The sequence below is a fragment of the Ruegeria sp. AN6 genome (assembly GCF_056540425.1).
In genome coordinates this window covers 1-14,974 of record NZ_JBQFWR010000002.1, presented here as the reverse complement: position 1 = coordinate 14,974, position 14,974 = coordinate 1, and the positions used below count along the sequence as shown (strand labels likewise).

Annotated in this window: 16 protein-coding genes; 6 read left to right on the top strand and 10 right to left on the bottom strand. The window is 58.2% G+C overall.

From position 1 onward, the window contains the following. Positions 1-12 precede the first annotated feature (12 nt). Complete coding sequence (locus ACR0MQ_RS04245; protein WP_170473126.1) at positions 13-1,491, top strand: inorganic phosphate transporter; 1,479 nt, start codon at positions 13-15, stop codon at positions 1,489-1,491. On the opposite strand, the gene ACR0MQ_RS04240 is transcribed toward ACR0MQ_RS04245, so the two are convergent. Further along, the gene (locus ACR0MQ_RS04240) at positions 1,460-2,467 is read right to left on the bottom strand and encodes a 2-dehydropantoate 2-reductase (RefSeq protein WP_170772677.1); all 1,008 of its coding nucleotides are present in this window, start codon (positions 2,465-2,467) and stop codon (positions 1,460-1,462) included. The genes ACR0MQ_RS04245 and ACR0MQ_RS04240 overlap by 32 nt on opposite strands. A 64-nt stretch (positions 2,468-2,531) precedes the next feature. Beyond that, positions 2,532-3,497: a pirin family protein gene (locus ACR0MQ_RS04235; protein WP_170772679.1), complete on the bottom strand. Its 966-nt coding sequence runs from the start codon at positions 3,495-3,497 to the stop codon at positions 2,532-2,534. Between the two features lie 276 nt (positions 3,498-3,773). On the opposite strand from ACR0MQ_RS04235, the gene ACR0MQ_RS04230 reads away from it, so the two are divergent. Both ACR0MQ_RS04230 and ACR0MQ_RS04225 read left to right on the top strand, forming a co-directional pair. After that, on the top strand, positions 3,774-4,262 hold the full coding sequence (locus ACR0MQ_RS04230) for a peptidase associated/transthyretin-like domain-containing protein (RefSeq protein ID WP_170772681.1): 489 nt from the start codon (positions 3,774-3,776) through the stop codon (positions 4,260-4,262). A gap of 27 nt (positions 4,263-4,289) precedes the next feature. Continuing rightward, positions 4,290-4,865: a ferric reductase-like transmembrane domain-containing protein gene (locus tag ACR0MQ_RS04225; protein WP_480606203.1), complete on the top strand. Its 576-nt coding sequence runs from the start codon at positions 4,290-4,292 to the stop codon at positions 4,863-4,865. A gap of 27 nt (positions 4,866-4,892) precedes the next feature. On the opposite strand, the gene ACR0MQ_RS04220 is transcribed toward ACR0MQ_RS04225, so the two are convergent. Genes ACR0MQ_RS04220 through ACR0MQ_RS04210 form a run of 3 tightly spaced genes read right to left on the bottom strand, consistent with a single transcriptional unit; the run spans position 4,893 to position 7,435 of the window. Next, complete coding sequence (locus tag ACR0MQ_RS04220) at positions 4,893-5,237, bottom strand: tautomerase family protein (protein WP_170772686.1); 345 nt, start codon at positions 5,235-5,237, stop codon at positions 4,893-4,895. Positions 5,238-5,293: 56 nt separating this feature from the next. Beyond that, positions 5,294-6,220: an ornithine carbamoyltransferase gene (gene argF, locus ACR0MQ_RS04215; RefSeq protein ID WP_010441714.1), complete on the bottom strand. Its 927-nt coding sequence runs from the start codon at positions 6,218-6,220 to the stop codon at positions 5,294-5,296. A gap of 27 nt (positions 6,221-6,247) precedes the next feature. Next, positions 6,248-7,435, bottom strand: coding sequence for an aspartate aminotransferase family protein (locus tag ACR0MQ_RS04210; RefSeq protein WP_170772690.1), 1,188 nt, complete (start codon positions 7,433-7,435; stop codon positions 6,248-6,250). A gap of 295 nt (positions 7,436-7,730) precedes the next feature. Between ACR0MQ_RS04210 and ACR0MQ_RS04205 the strand changes: the two genes are divergently transcribed. Beyond that, a complete protein-coding gene (locus ACR0MQ_RS04205; RefSeq protein ID WP_480606200.1) occupies positions 7,731-8,621 on the top strand; it encodes a DMT family transporter in 891 nt (296 codons plus the stop codon). Here ACR0MQ_RS04205 and ACR0MQ_RS04200 read toward each other — a convergent pair. After that, entirely contained in the window at positions 8,603-9,406 is an 804-nt protein-coding gene (locus tag ACR0MQ_RS04200) for an ABC transporter permease (protein ID WP_170473156.1), read from the bottom strand. The two genes, ACR0MQ_RS04205 and ACR0MQ_RS04200, sit on opposite strands and share 19 nt — an antisense overlap. Positions 9,407-9,531: 125 nt before the next feature. Here ACR0MQ_RS04200 and ACR0MQ_RS04195 point away from each other — a divergent pair, with 125 nt between their 5' ends. Further along, a complete protein-coding gene (locus ACR0MQ_RS04195; RefSeq protein ID WP_170473401.1) occupies positions 9,532-10,101 on the top strand; it encodes a GcrA family cell cycle regulator in 570 nt (189 codons plus the stop codon). A gap of 200 nt (positions 10,102-10,301) precedes the next feature. Here ACR0MQ_RS04195 and ACR0MQ_RS04190 read toward each other — a convergent pair whose 3' ends face one another. After that, a complete protein-coding gene (locus ACR0MQ_RS04190) occupies positions 10,302-10,520 on the bottom strand; it encodes a GDCCVxC domain-containing (seleno)protein (RefSeq protein ID WP_480606197.1) in 219 nt (72 codons plus the stop codon). Positions 10,521-10,524: 4 nt separating this feature from the next. Beyond that, complete coding sequence (locus tag ACR0MQ_RS04185; RefSeq protein ID WP_480606194.1) at positions 10,525-10,848, bottom strand: hypothetical protein; 324 nt, start codon at positions 10,846-10,848, stop codon at positions 10,525-10,527. Positions 10,849-10,937: 89 nt separating this feature from the next. Between ACR0MQ_RS04185 and ACR0MQ_RS04180 the strand changes: the two genes are divergently transcribed. Beyond that, entirely contained in the window at positions 10,938-11,327 is a 390-nt protein-coding gene (locus ACR0MQ_RS04180; RefSeq protein WP_480606191.1) for a MerR family transcriptional regulator, read from the top strand. Between the two features lie 70 nt (positions 11,328-11,397). Here the strand turns inward: ACR0MQ_RS04180 and ACR0MQ_RS04175 are convergent, their stop codons facing one another. Together ACR0MQ_RS04175 and ACR0MQ_RS04170 are read right to left on the bottom strand one after the other, a co-directional pair. Next, positions 11,398-12,474, bottom strand: a complete 1,077-nt coding sequence (locus ACR0MQ_RS04175; RefSeq protein WP_480606188.1) for a DUF2235 domain-containing protein — start codon at positions 12,472-12,474, stop codon at positions 11,398-11,400. After that, the gene (locus ACR0MQ_RS04170) at positions 12,452-14,743 is read right to left on the bottom strand and encodes a xanthine dehydrogenase family protein molybdopterin-binding subunit (protein WP_480606185.1); all 2,292 of its coding nucleotides are present in this window, start codon (positions 14,741-14,743) and stop codon (positions 12,452-12,454) included. Before ACR0MQ_RS04170 ends, ACR0MQ_RS04175 begins: the two co-directional genes overlap by 23 nt. Positions 14,744-14,974: the final 231 nt, after the last annotated feature.

The following is a 14,974-nucleotide window of genomic DNA, read 5'->3' as shown; positions in this document are numbered from 1 at the left end:
CTGTGAAAACCGATGTCTGATCTACCACCCAAAGCTCGCTGGCACGCGCTCGACAGCGACCTCCACCGCATATCTCGTCTTGAGTATGCCAATGCACATGTGGCGCGCCCGCTGCTGGCGCCCGGTATCGCGCTCGTCTTTATCGCTCTGGCAGGTTTGGCCGCCGCAGTTATGTTTGGTCGCGCCGATGGCGGATTAATCGTTGTCGCCGCTGCAGCCTTCGGGGCCTATATGGCGATCAACATCGGGGCCAACGACGTCGCCAACAACATGGGACCGGCGGTTGGTGCAAATGCACTGACAATGGGGGGCGCGATTCTGATCGCCGCAATTGCCGAAAGTGCTGGCGCACTGCTCGCGGGTGGAGACGTGGTTTCGACCATCTCCAAAGGGATCATCGATCCAATGTCGGTGCAAAACAGTGATGTCTTCATTTGGGCGATGATGGCTGCACTGATATCTTCCGCGTTGTGGGTAAACCTAGCCACCTGGGTGGGCGCGCCTGTTTCAACCACGCATTCGGTCGTAGGGGGCGTTATGGGCGCCGGCATCGCTGCTGCCGGGCTTGGTGCGGTAAGCTGGGGGACGATGAGCGCAATTGCCGCGAGCTGGGTTATCTCACCCGTGTTGGGTGGCGTGATCGCTGCGGGATTTCTGGCGCTGATCAAACACAAGATTCAATACCAGGACGATAAAATCGCAGCCGCACGTCGCTGGGTTCCCATTCTGGTCGCCTTGATGGCCGGGGCTTTTGCCACCTACCTTTCGGTCAAGGGCCTGAAACGCATCGTCAAAATCGATATTGAATTCGCCCTGCTGATCGGGCTGGTCTCGGGCGGATTGATCTGGACCGCGACCGTGCCTTGGGTGCGACGGAAATCCGAAGGCCTTGAGAACAGAACCCGGTCGTTGAAAACGCTGTTTGGTTTGCCATTGGTGATTTCCGCAGGGTTTTTGAGCTTCGCCCATGGCGCAAACGATGTGGCCAATGCGGTGGGCCCGCTGGCCGCGATCGTCCATGCCGCCGAATTCGGAGATTTTGCATCGAAAGTGTCAATCCCGACATGGGTCATGGTAATCGGAGCCTTTGGCATCTCTTTCGGTTTGTTCCTGTTTGGGCCCAAGCTGATCCGCATGGTAGGCAGCCAGATCACCAAATTGAACCCGATGCGCGCGTTCTGTGTTGCGCTTTCAGCAGCGATTACAGTTATCGTAGCCAGTTGGCTGGGCTTACCCGTCAGCTCAACCCATATCGCAGTTGGGGCCGTGTTTGGCGTGGGGTTCTATCGGGAATGGCATGCAGAACGGCGCTGGAAATATTCGAACCTGCAACGACCCGCTGAACTGCGTCTTGCACGGGAAGAACGTCGGCGGCGTAAGTTGGTACGGCGATCCCATTTTATGACGATCGTAGCTGCGTGGGTAATTACGGTTCCTGCAGCCGCAGCCCTGTCGGCAGTTATCTTCTGGCTACTGACCGCATTTGGTTGATCGGGTGTATTACCTGATCGACCGCAAGTGGCCCGCGCGGTGCTTGATGAATAAGGCCGCAGATGTGGCTGTTGATCGGGGTTGGAATCGCGTGAATTTGCCCGAGCTTGATGATTTCGCCTTGCAGACTGTCGATTTCGGTCGGGCGACCCTCCATCAGATCGTAGGCCATCGAGGTACGCGCGTTGGGGTCGATGGTAAGCATCTTTGCTGCAATCCGCGAAAAGATTGGTGTTGGCAACCGCAGTAGATGTGGGGTCGTCCATGCTGGCAGCGGCGTGGTTGAGGCGACTTCGCTTCCCGCGGCTTTCAAAACGCGCAAAGCCTCGGCCATTTGATCGGCCATCAAGCAACGCCAGCTTCGATCAAGCAGTTGGTTTTGCAGGGTCAGACCTGATAAGGCGTTCAGTGCATTGTTGAGATTGATCACCAGTTTGCCCCATTGTACCGCCTCGATCCGGTCGCTTTCGGTGACGGGCAAATTCGGGGTACTGAGATGCAGCGCGAGATCACCCTTACCTTGTTCGATGACGATATCGCCGGAGGTGGCGCGATGATAGGACGCGGTATTGGTTGGCACCACATTAAAGGGCACCATTCCGGCCCGCACGTCGCGGCCGTCAAGGACCGCACGTAGTCCGCGGGCGTTTTCCAGCCCGTTTTGCCAGGACAGAACCGGGGCATTCGCCGGCGCGTGCGCCGCAATCAACGCTGCCATCTCGGCTGTTGCGCCGGATTTAACCGTGACGATGACCAATTCAGCGCCCACTAGACAGGCGGGATCTTCGCTGAGCATCAATTTCGCGGTGGGCACATGGCAGTCCAGATCTGCGAAATCGGTGACAGTCAGTCCCTGATCGCGGATCGGCTGCAGCACGCGGGCACGGCCCAGCAGCGTGACTGCGTGGCCCGCATCTGCCAACAATGCACCGCAATAACAGCCTATGCTGCCTGCGCCCGCGATGACGATTCTCATTGAACTCCTCCGCTGTGGCCCAATGATCACCGGGATGGTTCAGTGGCGCCAGAGTGACGTCAAGTCATACACGCGCCAACCGTGGCCGGGTACGTTCAAGCTCGTCTGGGATGGTAATGAACTCCTGATCGTCTCCGGGCGGAAGATGGAACGCACCGTTGGCCCAGTCGGCGGTGTTCCATTCGCGCGTTGCGGTTTCGATCTTTTCCTTTGAGGACGAGACGAAATTCCACCAGATGTAGCGATCCTCGCTCAGGGTTGCGCCGCCCAGCAGCATCAATCGCGCACCCAAAGGCCCCGCCCTGACCGAGAGCTTGTCACCGGGCCTAAACACCATCATACGCCCTTCGTCAAAGGTATCACCGGCTACCTCGACCGAGCCTTGCGTGACATAAACACCCCGATCCTCGTGATCGTCGGGCAATGGGAAAGATGCGCCGGGGTCCAGTTGCACGTCGACATAGAAGGTCTCGGACAACATGGTCACCGGGCTGGTTTCACCATAGGCGGCGCCAAGGATCAGGCGAGCGCTGACACCCTTGTCTTCGATATAGGGCAGCGCGCCCTGCTTGTGATGCTCGAAGTCAGGGGCCATGTCCTCATGGGCTTCTGGCAGCGCGAGCCAGGTCTGGATGCCGAACAGGTTGTGACGATTGCCGCGCGTTTCTGCGCTCGTGCGTTCGGAATGAGTTACACCACGGCCCGCGACCATCCAGTTGACCTCACCGGGGTGAATCATCTGATGGGTGCCGAGGCTGTCGCGATGTTCGAACTCTCCCTGATACAGATAGGTTACGGTGCCCAGCCCGATATGAGGATGCGGGCGAACATCAATGCCACCCTCGGTGATGAATTCGGCAGGACCCATCTGGTCAAAGAAGATGAATGGGCCAACGAGCTGACGCTTGACCGAGGGCAGCGCGCGGCGCACCTCGAACCCGCCGAGATCTCGGGCACGTGGGATGATCAAGGTTTCGAGAGCATCTTTTTCGGAGGCGCATTCGGGGTTATGGGTGGGGTTCCAACTCATTCCAGATCTCCGTTTATTCGGTTCCATAAGACGCGTTCATGTTTGCCAATGCTGAATGTATTGGAAATATATCGCAAGAAAAGTGCATTTTCGCACAATGATCGTGAAGTCCTTGGAACGACTTGCGGATACTCGCTAAGGCGTGGAACGGAGCACCTGAAGCTCACCTTCGCCGACTCTCGGAATCATAAACAATCGTGCTATCCTTAGAAATCGGGTGTCGCCGGATCAGGGAAGCCGGTCAAAGATGAGGTTCAGCCGACAGGAGTGGATGCAATGACTCGACTCGAAATCAATCGCCGTAAGTTAATTGCGACAGGGGTTGGCACAATTGTAGCCGGTTTGACCGGCGTGATCACACCTGCGCACGCCTCTGGTCTTGCGCCGACACCGTCGATGCGGGGCGGGTCGAACAATTATCGACCCGGCGCGCCGATCGTGGAGCGAATCGGCGGTGGCGGGTTTTGGATGACCGGCACCGTACGACGTGCGGGTGACGGAGCCCCCCTGCCCGGTCAACGCATCCAGATCTGGGCCCATACAACCGAAGGGCATGAACGCGATCAGCGCAGCCATGGGGCGACACTCACCGATGCGAAAGGAGTGTTCCGGTTGGAAATGCCTCAGATTGTGCCCGCATTTGGTCAACCACACGGGCATTTGGCCTATGACAGCGGTGAATTTGAGACGGTATTCCTGCGCCCAGTGATGTCGAGCGCGAAGGACAAGACCCTTGCCGCGCATTTCGTGTTGCAGCCTGTCTGACGGGTGTTAAGGCAAGCTGCGATCTGGGTGGCATTGGTTGCCACACTTCTTATACCGGTCATAGCAGCGGCTTTCAGCCCGTATCTGGCGTGGCGTGAGCCGATTTACATCCTCGCCGGTTTTGCGGGCATCATCGGGATGTGCCTTCTTCTGCTGCAACCCTTGTTGGCCGGGCGTTGGTTGCCCGGGCTTTCTCCGGTTAACAGTCGCCATTGGCACAGGCGGTGTGGCTTGGCCCTTGTCGTAAGCATTGTGATCCATGTGATCGGCTTGTGGATCACAAGCCCGCCTGACGTCGTGGACGCATTGCTTTTTGTGTCTGCAACACCTTTTTCGTCATGGGGAGTCATCGCCATGTGGGCGGGTTTTGCGGCCGCGGCAATGGGGATTTTTCGGCAACGCCTAAGCTTGCGGTTTCGGGTCTGGCGCCTGGGCCATGCAGGGTTGGCCATAGTGACCATTCTGGGTAGCGTCATTCACGCACTGCTGATTGAGGGCACGATGGAGGCCATGACCAAATTCGCATTGTGCGTTCTGGTGGTTCTGGCGAGCCTCGCAACGCTTGTCAGATTGCGGGTTTGGGATGTGAAACAGCGCGCCTAGACGCCGCATGCGCGTGCCGGGGTTGCATCAGACTGATAGGCGCTTGGCATATGTGGTGCGGTTCATTTCGACATCTTGCACGGTGATGCTGCCGACCGTGGGCGCAGCCTCGGCCAGAACATTCATGATGATAGCATTCAACTCGGCTCGCGTCGCCTCATCCCGGCCCTGCATCAGCAAAAGCATGGCATGGATGAAGGTCTGCGGTTCGGTCCCAATATGAGAAAACGGAACCGGGGTGGCGCGGATTTTGAGCGTTGGCGGGTCAAACTCTTCATGCCCGGCGAGAACCGAGTAAAGCTGCTCGCAGACGGCTTGAAAATCATGAGACTGCTCAAGACCAGCAGAGAATTCAAGGGTGACGTGCGGCATGGGAAGCTCCGAGATTTGAGAGAGCCATGTGGCTCTCTCGGTACTTTCTGTGAATCTCAGACGCCCAGGCACCAGCGCATGACCGCCTTTTGCGCATGCAGACGGTTCTCGGCCTCATCGAAGATCACCGAGTTCGGGCCATCCATGACTTCTGAGGTGGCCTCCTCCTCGCGGTGGGCGGGTAGACAGTGCATAAACAGCGCGTCGGGTTTGGCATGCGCCATCAGCTCGGCGTTGACCTGATAGGGGCGTAACATGTTGTGGCGGCGCTCCTTGGCGGACTGGCTGTCGTGCATCGACACCCAGGTATCGGCGACCACCAGATCGGCGCCCTCAACCGCTTTGTGCGGGTCCCGTTCGATCACGACCTTCGAGCCCTGCTGGCGGGCGAGCCCCATGAACTCTTCTTCCGGGTCTAGCTGGGCCGGGCCGGTGAAGGTGAAATCGAACCCGAATTGACCGGCAGCATGCAGGAAAGAGGCGCAGACATTGTTGCCATCACCGGTCCAGACGACCTTTTTGCCTTTGATCGGACCGCGATGTTCCTCGAACGTCAGTACGTCAGCCATGATCTGGCAGGGATGGGTGCGATCGGTCAGGCCGTTGATGACGGGCACGTCCGAATATTCCGCCATCTCGGTCAGGATGGTTTCATCGAAGGTCCGGATCATGATCATGTCAACATAGCGTGACAGTACGCGGGCGGTATCGGCAATGGTCTCCCCGTGACCCAGTTGCATGTCCTTGCCCGACAGCACCATGGTCTGCCCGCCCATCTGGCGCACGCCCACATCAAAGGATACGCGGGTGCGGGTTGAGGGTTTTTCGAAGATCAGAGCCACCATGCGATCCTTCAGCGGCTGCTCATCATCCGGCGCGGCTTTGGGACGGCCAAGGCGGGCCTGTTTCATGGCACCAGCCTGATCGATCATGCCCCGCAAGGCGGTTGCGTCGGTTTTGTGGATATCAAGGAAGTGGTTCATTTTATTTCACTTTTCAATCAGGCACATTCAGGCCGAAGCCATTGCGTTTTCAACTTGCACCGCAGCCTTGTCGAGGCGGATCATGGCCTGGGCGATATCATCCTCAGTCAGGGTTAGCGGAGGCAGCAAGCGGATCACATTGTCGGCAGCAGGAACGGTGATGACTTCGTTGTCATAGCCTGCGTTGACAACATCGATATTGGTCGGCTTACATTTCAAACCGAGCATCAGACCGGAACCGCGCACCTCTTCGAACACATCGGGGTGATCGGCGATCAGGCCTTCGAGTTTCTGGCGCAACAGGCCTGCCTTGCGGTTGACACCTTCGAGGAAAGCGGGTGTCGCGACCTGATCGATTACTGCGCAGCCGACGGCGCAACCGAGGGGATTGCCCCCATAGGTCGATCCGTGGGTGCCTGCGGTCATGCCGCTGGCGGCCTCTTCAGTGGCCAGAACAGCACCCAGAGGAAAGCCGCCGCCGATACCCTTGGCGACCATCATGATATCCGGTGTGATACCGGCCCATTCATGGGCGAAAAGCTTGCCGGTGCGGCCCACGCCACACTGCACCTCGTCGAGGATCAGCAGCAGTCCGTTTTCGTCGCAAATATGGCGCAGGGCTTTGAGTTCTTCGTCGGGGACTGGGCGAATGCCGCCTTCGCCCTGAACCGGCTCGATCAGGATCGCGGCAGTATTTTCGTTGATCGCATTGGTGACGCCATCGAGATCTCCGAATGTCAGGTGCACGAAGCCGGGCAGCAGCGGGCCAAAGCCTTTGGTCATCTTCTCAGACCCTGCGGCGGCGATGCCTGCTGAGGAACGGCCGTGGAATGAGCCATCGAAGGTGATGATCTCGACCTTTTCGGCCTGACCTTTGTCATAGAAATACTTGCGGGCCATTTTCACAGCCAGTTCGCAGGATTCCGTGCCCGAATTGGTGAAGAATACCGTGTCGGCAAAGGTATGTTCGACCAGCTTGTCTGCCAACGCCTGCTGCTGCGGGATGTTGTAGAGGTTCGAGACATGCCACAACGCATGCGCCTGCTCGGTCAGCGCGGCCACCAGCGCCGGATGCGCATGGCCCAGCGCGTTCACCGCGATGCCCGCGCCAAGGTCCAGAAAACGTCGGCCATCCGCCTCGGTCAGCCAGGCGCCTTCGCCCTTCACAAATGTCAGGGACGCACGATTGTAGGTCGGCAGAACGGACGGGATCATCGGATCATCCTTTTCGAATAGCTTAAGCCCTGTGAGTGATACACTGGGGCCATGGTCGTCAACTGATTTGGTGGGGATTGCGCGGATTTAGACAGCGCAAACAGATCAAACGGGCCGGTTACGCGGTAAAGCGTCGGCTTCGGAGTCGCAGGATATGTGCGATTTTGATCATGCCGGGTCGTATAGCGGCGTGCGTTTAGTCTGAAAACCCTGTTTTTGCGAATGAGGCAAAAAATCATTCTGAGACCGGGATTTGCTGCTTGCCATTTGCCCTGCGCTAACGCACGGGTGGGCCATGACTCCGATACGCCAGAACCCTGCCCTTGCGGCCCTGTTGATTCTTGTGGCCAGCGCCATTCTGGCAGGCACCACATTACTAGCCAAGGCGCTGGGCACAGATGTTCTTGGGCCTGCGCTGAATCCAATGCAGATCAGCCACGGGCGGTTCTTGTTTGCCTTTCTGGTGATCGTCACGACCGTTGGAATCCTGCGCCCGCGCCTCGGGCGTGTCCATTGGGGCCTGCATGTCGGGCGGACAAGTTTTGGCTGGCTTGGGATTACGTTGATGTTCGCCTCGGTTGCGTTCATCCCGATTGCGGATGCGACGGCAATATCCTTCCTGAACCCGGTCTTTGCGATGGTGCTGGCGATCCCGCTGCTGAAAGAAGGCGTCGGTCCGTGGCGCTGGATGGCAGCCATTGTAGCGCTTATCGGTGCACTGGTACTGTTGCGCCCAACACCCGCGAGTTTTCAACCCGCCGCCTTGCTAGCCCTAACCGCGGCAGCAGTGATTGGGATGGAGCTGATTTTCATCAAGAAACTCTCTGGCCGCGAAATTCCAATTCAGATCTTGCTGGTCAACAATGCGTTGGGGCTGACCATTGCAACGGTCGCGGTCAGCTTTGTGTTCCAAATGCCGACCCCGCAGCAATGGGCGGCCTTGGTGGCGATCGGCGTGTTGATGGCCGGCGCTCAGGCCTGTTTCGTCAACGGAATGGCGCGGGCGGATGCGTCCTTTGTGGCGCCGATCAGCTATGCCACGCTGATATTCGCCGCGCTTTATGATTTCGCTGTGTTTCAGGTTGTCCCGGACAGCGTCAGCATGATCGGATCGGCCATCATCCTAACTGGTGGCCTAATCCTGGTCTGGCGTGAGGCGCGACAGCGTCAGGCCTTGAGCCGATAGCCGGTACGCAACATTTGCCAGGTCAGCGCGCCAACCAGCACGGTCGCGCTCGTGCAAATCAACATCCCCAGCCAAGGCGAACTGTCAGAGACACCAATCATGCCATATCGCAACCCGTCGATCAGGTAGAAGACCGGGTTCACATGGCTGAGCCGGTTCAGCACCGGCGGCAAGGCCTCGACCGAATAGAAAGTGCCCGACAGGAAGGCCAGTGGCGTGACGATAAAGTTAGTAATCGCAGCCATCTGGTCGAACTTATTGGCAAATATGCCGGCAAAAAGGCCCAGAGCGCCCATGAAAGCCCCGCCCAGAACCACGAAGGTCAGTGCGATCAACGGGTTTTTCGGCACGATACCCAAAACAAGCGCCAGCGCAGTTGCAACGACAAGGGCGATCAGGATACCGCGAACGATGCCGCCAGCCAGATAACCCAGCAGGATTTCCAGCGGCGACAGCGGTGGCATCAGCGTATCCACGATATTGCCCTGCACCTTGGCGATCACCATCGAGGACGAAGTATTGGCAAAGGCGTTCTGGATCACCGTCATCATCATGATGCCGGGTGCCAGAAAGGTCAGGAACGGCACCCCCATCACGTCCGACCGGCTGGGGCCGATGGCAATGTTGAAGATCAGCAGGAATAAACCGGCAGTCACCAGCGGGGCTAGTAAGGTCTGCGTCCACACCGCCAAAAACCGCAGGGTTTCGCGCTGCGCCAGCGTATAGAGGCCCATCCAATTCACCGCGCCAAAGCGGCGCGCGTCCTGATCCATGAGATTCTGCATGTCTGCCCCATACCTGATTCGAAGACCGCTTGTAACTCGGGCCGCAGTGTTTAGAATAGGGGGCTGAGACGAATTCCCAAGGCGGCCCGAATCCGGGGCCGCTTTCCGCTTTTGAAAGGCAAATGATGTCCTGGACTGACGAGCGTGTAGAGCTGCTGAAAAAGATGTGGGGCGATGGCCAGTCGGCCAGCCAGATCGCCAAGGAACTGGGCGGCGTGACCCGCAACGCGGTGATCGGTAAGGTTCACCGTCTGGGTCTGTCAAACCGTGCAACCGGCGCCAGCCCGGCAAAGACCGAGCCCAAGGAAAAACCGGCGCCCGCGCCCAAGGCCGAGGCCAAGCCAAAACCGGCACCCAAAACAGAACCGGCCCGCCCGGCGCCTGCTCCGGAAGCGAAACCCGCTATCCCTGCTCGCCGCCAAATCATTCCGGCCGGCCAGCCGTTGCCACCGCAGCCCTCAGCGAACGAGATCAGCCCCGAGGCGCTGGCGAAGGTCAACGAGGTTGAGAAGAAAGCCAAGAAGCTGACCTTGATGGAGCTGACCGAGAAAACCTGCAAATGGCCCGTCGGCGACCCCGCGACCGAAGATTTCTGGTTCTGCGGCCTTCCGGTTGAGGCGGGCAAGCCTTATTGCGAGGCGCATGTGGGCGTGGCGTTCCAGCCGATGAGTTCGCGCAGAGATCGTCGGCGGTAATTACGAACACAAGAACCTAAATCATTTCTATAGAACGTGAAAATGGCGCAGGCGCTTCGCCACGCCTCTTATCGGAAGCGTTGCATAGTCGAGAACGACGCAAGACGTAACGAGCTTTTACAAAGAAAACACCCTCGCTGAAAGCTGCGAGGGTGTTTTCGACCGGAGTGTCGGCTGTGCAGACAAAGCCGACGTTCATTTCATCCGCAACAACTGTCACCTACTTGGATTGGTGGGCAAGGAACCGTGGCATAGGAGCAGTATACACAACAATCGCCTTCCATCGGCTTCAAAACTGTTTTGCATGACTTGCACTCGTAGAACCATTGGCAAGCATCGGTTGGCATTTGTTCGGTTTCGCTGTGGCCGCACTTCGGGCAAGTCAGGGTACTTTCAAGCACTACAGTTTGCTCTGTCATAGTCTCACATCTGCATAATAAGGTAATCGTTGATCCGGGCCTCGCTGAACACGACAATCCAGGCTACGCAGGTAATCACAGTTGTTCCCAGAAGCCACCATTTCAACTGCTGCAAGGAACCTCTCCGGTAAGATACCAGCCACGATATCGCGACGAGTGTCGTCGAAATTGCCAACACATAATAGCTCGCTGCCGCTATCTTTCCGAAGATTGCCAACCAACTGCCGCCCAACCCGAGCAACATCATAGTCATGGGCAATACACAGCAAGTTGCGACACCAAGTGCCGAAAGCGATCCCAGATAGCTGAGGCTTAGGTACTTCTGCATCTCGTTCCCTTGATTAGTTGGAGTTGTCGAAGTGACATCCTCTCGTATAACTTCTGTAGTCGCTACAGGATCAAGGCAGGAAATCTCACATGTTTGCGATTGGGGAAGCATCCCGGCAAAGCGGTGTCGGTATTGAAACGATCCGCTACTACGAACGAGAAGGGATCGTGCCGAAGCCGGACCGGGCATCAAATAATCACCGCTTATACTCCACGCAGGATATTGGAAGGCTTCGTTTCCTGAAGAAATGCCGCGACTTGGGCTTTCCGCTCACGGACGCAAAAGCGCTACTCAACCTGTCCGAAGGCGACGTTGAGGATTGCCAATCTGTCAAGCAAATGGCCGAACTCCATGTCTTCAATGTGCGAGCAAAAGTAGCCGAACTTAGGTGCTTAGAAGCGGCGTTGGTCGAACTTACAGCCAACTGCGACAGCGGGAATGTCTCGTGCCCAATGCTCTCAAAACTGCGGGCCATCTAGTGGAACTATGGGCTCGAGCCTGACATTGAGGTGTCGGTGATCTTGGAACCGCTGGCACATGATCAACCTTTTACTGCGCCGGATGCGATGGCAAATCCGGCATCGGCACCCAACGGGGCAGCTCATCCGGCGCGACCGAGACGTGCAGCTTCTCTGATCGGTCCCGCCCAACCTTCCGATGCTTACGCAGCAGGAAAATCTTTCCCCAGCCGCGCCATGTGCCGACCGAGGGTGCATGGGTGTCGGTCGGATAGCGGTCGCGCCAGCCTTCGGGCAGTGGCAGCCCGTGCAGCTCGGCCTTGTCCAGCATCCAGATGAGGGAAATGTTGCTGAGGGGGCGGGCCTCTTCGAACCCGTTCAGCTGGCCGCCGACATCGCCGTGGGTGCCGCGGAACCAGACCTGTTCGACATGGCCATTGAAGTCGGGGGTACATTTCCACAGCACCGGTTCAAACACTTCGCGCGTCTCGTCGAGGGCCATGGCATGATAGCCGTGGCGGGTCGCGGGGCCTAGCTGGTGGCTGTGGAAAGCGTGGCGTTCCTCGGCCCAGCGCCAGAGCAGCGGCAGGCGCAAGCCCAGCGCCTTGACCGTGTCCCAGACGCCAACCATCTCGATGGCGACATCCTCATGACAGAACGCCTGCCGGAACTCAGCTGCCGCTTTGCCGTTGGCGGTGCATTCATAGTGGCGATAGGCCTGCTTGATATTGCGAACAGTGGCGTGTTCGGCCTTGAGCAGACCGATCGCGTCGATCACACCCGCAAGGCTGCGCACCCCGTAGGCTCCGCGCGAATAGCCGATGAAATAGATACGGTCGCCCGGTTTGTAACGGGATGCGAGATAACCATAAGCCCGGCGGATCTGCCGGTTGATACCCCGCCCCATCATCACGTCCAGCGAGGATTTCCAGCTGTCCCACTGCACGCCCGCCTCGTAAAAGACAGAAACCTTGCTGCCCATCTCGCAGCACAGGCGCAAGGTCTGGCCCGCGTGGGTTTCCCGGCCCTGTTCGAGCGTCGACATAGTGCCGTCGAGGATTATCACGTGGCTGATCGGTTCGCGGTGGCGCGATTCGGCGGAGTGCTCGGACCGTAAGGGCCGTCCGAGCCATCCCAGTACCTTTCTACTCAGCCGCGACAGAACCATGCGTCAGCAATTCCCATACTTTATGAGGTGTGAAAGGCATATCCGCCTGCCGCACCCCGTGATCCCAGAGCGCATCCTGAACCGCGTTTGCCACAGCGGCCAATGCGCCCACGGTGCCGGCCTCGCCACAGCCTTTCATCCCCATAGGGTTGGCGGTTGATGGAATTGGCACCGAGGTAAACTCTATCATGGGTATCCCCGCCGCACGGGGCAAGGCGTAGTCCATGAACGATGCCGTGAGCAGTTGCCCCTCGGCATCATGCACAACATGTTCATTCAGCGCCTGACCGATGCCCTGCACCACTCCTCCATGCACTTGCCCTTCGGCGAGCATCGGATTGATAAGGTTACCGAAATCATCCACGACCGTGTAGCGATCGACCCATGTTTCACCAGTGAAAGAATCAATAACAACTTCAGCAACATGTGCGCCGTTGGGATAGCTGCGCGCCTCTAACTTGGCGCGCGCCTCGTGTTGCAACAGATCGGTGCGCCCGTCTGCGCGCGCCATCTCAGCCGCCTCGGTCAGCGTGGGGGTCAGGTTGGACCCCGGCGCGCGGAAGGTTTCATGGTCGAAGGTCACATCGCTTTCCTCGACCCCCATCTTATCCGCAAGATAGGGCGTGAATGCGGCAATCATCGTATCAACCGTCACCAGTGTCGCGTTGCTTTGGGTCGTGACCGAGCGTGACCCGCCAGTCCCGCCACCTTGCGCAAGCCTGTCCGTGTCGCCTTGCACAACATTGATCAGGTGCGCCGGAATGCCCGTCTGATCTGACAGGAACTGGGCATAGACTGTTTCATGCCCCTGCCCGTTGGACTGCGTGCCGACATAGAGGTTCACCGTTCCATCCTCGCAAAACTCGACCTTTGCCCCCTCGGAAGGATCCCCCAAAATACTTTCGATATAGTAACAAAGCCCCTGCCCCCGGATCAGGCCGTTTTCGGCATCCGCCGCCTTGCGGGCCTCAAAGCCGGTGGTCTGCTCGGCGGCGCGGCTGAGGACCATGTCGAACTCACCCACATCATAGGTTTCACCGGTTGCGGTCTTGTAGGGGAAAGCTTCGGGTCGGATGAAATTCTTGCGCCGCAGTTCCCACGGGTCGACGCCCAACTCACGCGCAGCACGGTCCATGGCGCGTTCCAGCACATAGATCGCCTCGGGTCGACCTGCGCCGCGGTAGGCATCAACCTGAGTGGTATTGGTGTAGAAGCCCTCGACCCGCAAATAGGTGGTTTGCACATCGTAGACGCCCATCAGAACGCGGCTGAACAATTGGGTTTGGATGGCCTGCGCGAAGTGGCTGTTATAGGCACCAAGGTTGATCTTGCTGTGGACCCGGTAAGCGGTGATTTTGTGATCCGCATCAAATGCGAGTTCCGCCAGCGAGGTCAGGTCACGGCCATGTTGATCCGACAACATCGCTTCGGACCGGTCCGACATCCAGTGAACGGGCTGGCCCAGTTTCATAGCAGCTACAGCAATGGTGAAATATTCGGGATAAGGCATCGCCTTCATACCGAACCCGCCGCCGACATCGGGTGTGGTGACGCGGATCGCCTCGGGATCCAGTTTCAACTTATGTGCCAGTTGCGCTTTCATCCCCCAGACGCCCTGACCGCCATAGGAGAAATGCAAACGGCTACCCGACCAATCAGCCTGACAGCCACGCGGTTCGATCGAGCTCACGATGACCCGGTTGTCATGCACGTTCAGCGCGACGGTGCGCGCTGCAGACTGAAAGGCCGCATTGGTCGCCTTCTCATCACCCAAGCCCCAGTCAAAGGCGCGGTTGTCGGGGGCTTGTGGATGCAAAGGTTCCCCACCCGCAGCGACATCCGTCTTGACCGGCAGGTCTTCGGTTTCCATCCAGATCAATTCGACTGCATCGCGCGCCTGCAACAATGAGTCGGCAATGACGACCGCAACGGGTTCCCCGACGAAACGCACGCGATCCTTGGCCAACATGTTCCGTTCGGACGCTGCGCCTTGAGTGCCGTCGCGGTTGGCAACCGTGGTGGCATTCATCACTGTATCGATCCCGGCATCGGTCAGATCCTCGAGTGCCATGACCAGACGCACCCCATCAGCCGCACGCGCCTCTTCAAGGTCCAGCGCAGTTATCGTGGCATGCGCAACAGAGCTTCGAAAGAAAGCAGCAAACAGGGCATTCTCGGGCACCGCATCATCCATGTACCGCCCCTGCCCGGTCAGAAACCGCTGATCTTCGGTTCGTTTGACGGGCTGGCTTTTGCCGAATTTTTCCATGGGATGATCCTTTGGCTGCCTGAATGCGCGACCCTAGCGTGAAGCTGCTCCTTGTCCAGAGGCTGAAAATTTCCCTGCGCGCGGTCTGAAAGCGACATTCATGTCTGGAAACCGCGTTGCGCGCCCAACTTGGGCACGCCTAGGTTCTGGACCCATTAATTTGGTTGCCGTCATCTCGGCTGCATGATTCAAGCCCCTGAGTTTCAGGGGTATAACATGAGTAATCTATTC

Coding starts and splice junctions, on each gene's coding strand:
- argF (WP_010441714.1), bottom strand. CDS start 6,220: ATGAACCACTTCCTTGATATCCACAAAACCGACGCAACCGCCTTGCGG.
- ACR0MQ_RS04210 (WP_170772690.1), bottom strand. CDS start 7,435: ATGATCCCGTCCGTTCTGCCGACCTACAATCGTGCGTCCCTGACATTT.
- ACR0MQ_RS04190 (WP_480606197.1), bottom strand. CDS start 10,520: ATGACAGAGCAAACTGTAGTGCTTGAAAGTACCCTGACTTGCCCGAAG.
- ACR0MQ_RS04180 (WP_480606191.1), top strand. CDS start 10,938: ATGTTTGCGATTGGGGAAGCATCCCGGCAAAGCGGTGTCGGTATTGAA.
- ACR0MQ_RS04245 (WP_170473126.1), top strand. CDS start 13: ATGTCTGATCTACCACCCAAAGCTCGCTGGCACGCGCTCGACAGCGAC.
- ACR0MQ_RS04230 (WP_170772681.1), top strand. CDS start 3,774: ATGACTCGACTCGAAATCAATCGCCGTAAGTTAATTGCGACAGGGGTT.
- ACR0MQ_RS04200 (WP_170473156.1), bottom strand. CDS start 9,406: ATGCAGAATCTCATGGATCAGGACGCGCGCCGCTTTGGCGCGGTGAAT.
- ACR0MQ_RS04195 (WP_170473401.1), top strand. CDS start 9,532: ATGTCCTGGACTGACGAGCGTGTAGAGCTGCTGAAAAAGATGTGGGGC.
- ACR0MQ_RS04205 (WP_480606200.1), top strand. CDS start 7,731: ATGACTCCGATACGCCAGAACCCTGCCCTTGCGGCCCTGTTGATTCTT.
- ACR0MQ_RS04240 (WP_170772677.1), bottom strand. CDS start 2,467: ATGAGAATCGTCATCGCGGGCGCAGGCAGCATAGGCTGTTATTGCGGT.
- ACR0MQ_RS04220 (WP_170772686.1), bottom strand. CDS start 5,237: ATGCCGCACGTCACCCTTGAATTCTCTGCTGGTCTTGAGCAGTCTCAT.
- ACR0MQ_RS04235 (WP_170772679.1), bottom strand. CDS start 3,497: ATGAGTTGGAACCCCACCCATAACCCCGAATGCGCCTCCGAAAAAGAT.
- ACR0MQ_RS04170 (WP_480606185.1), bottom strand. CDS start 14,743: ATGGAAAAATTCGGCAAAAGCCAGCCCGTCAAACGAACCGAAGATCAG.
- ACR0MQ_RS04175 (WP_480606188.1), bottom strand. CDS start 12,474: ATGGTTCTGTCGCGGCTGAGTAGAAAGGTACTGGGATGGCTCGGACGG.
- ACR0MQ_RS04185 (WP_480606194.1), bottom strand. CDS start 10,848: ATGCAGAAGTACCTAAGCCTCAGCTATCTGGGATCGCTTTCGGCACTT.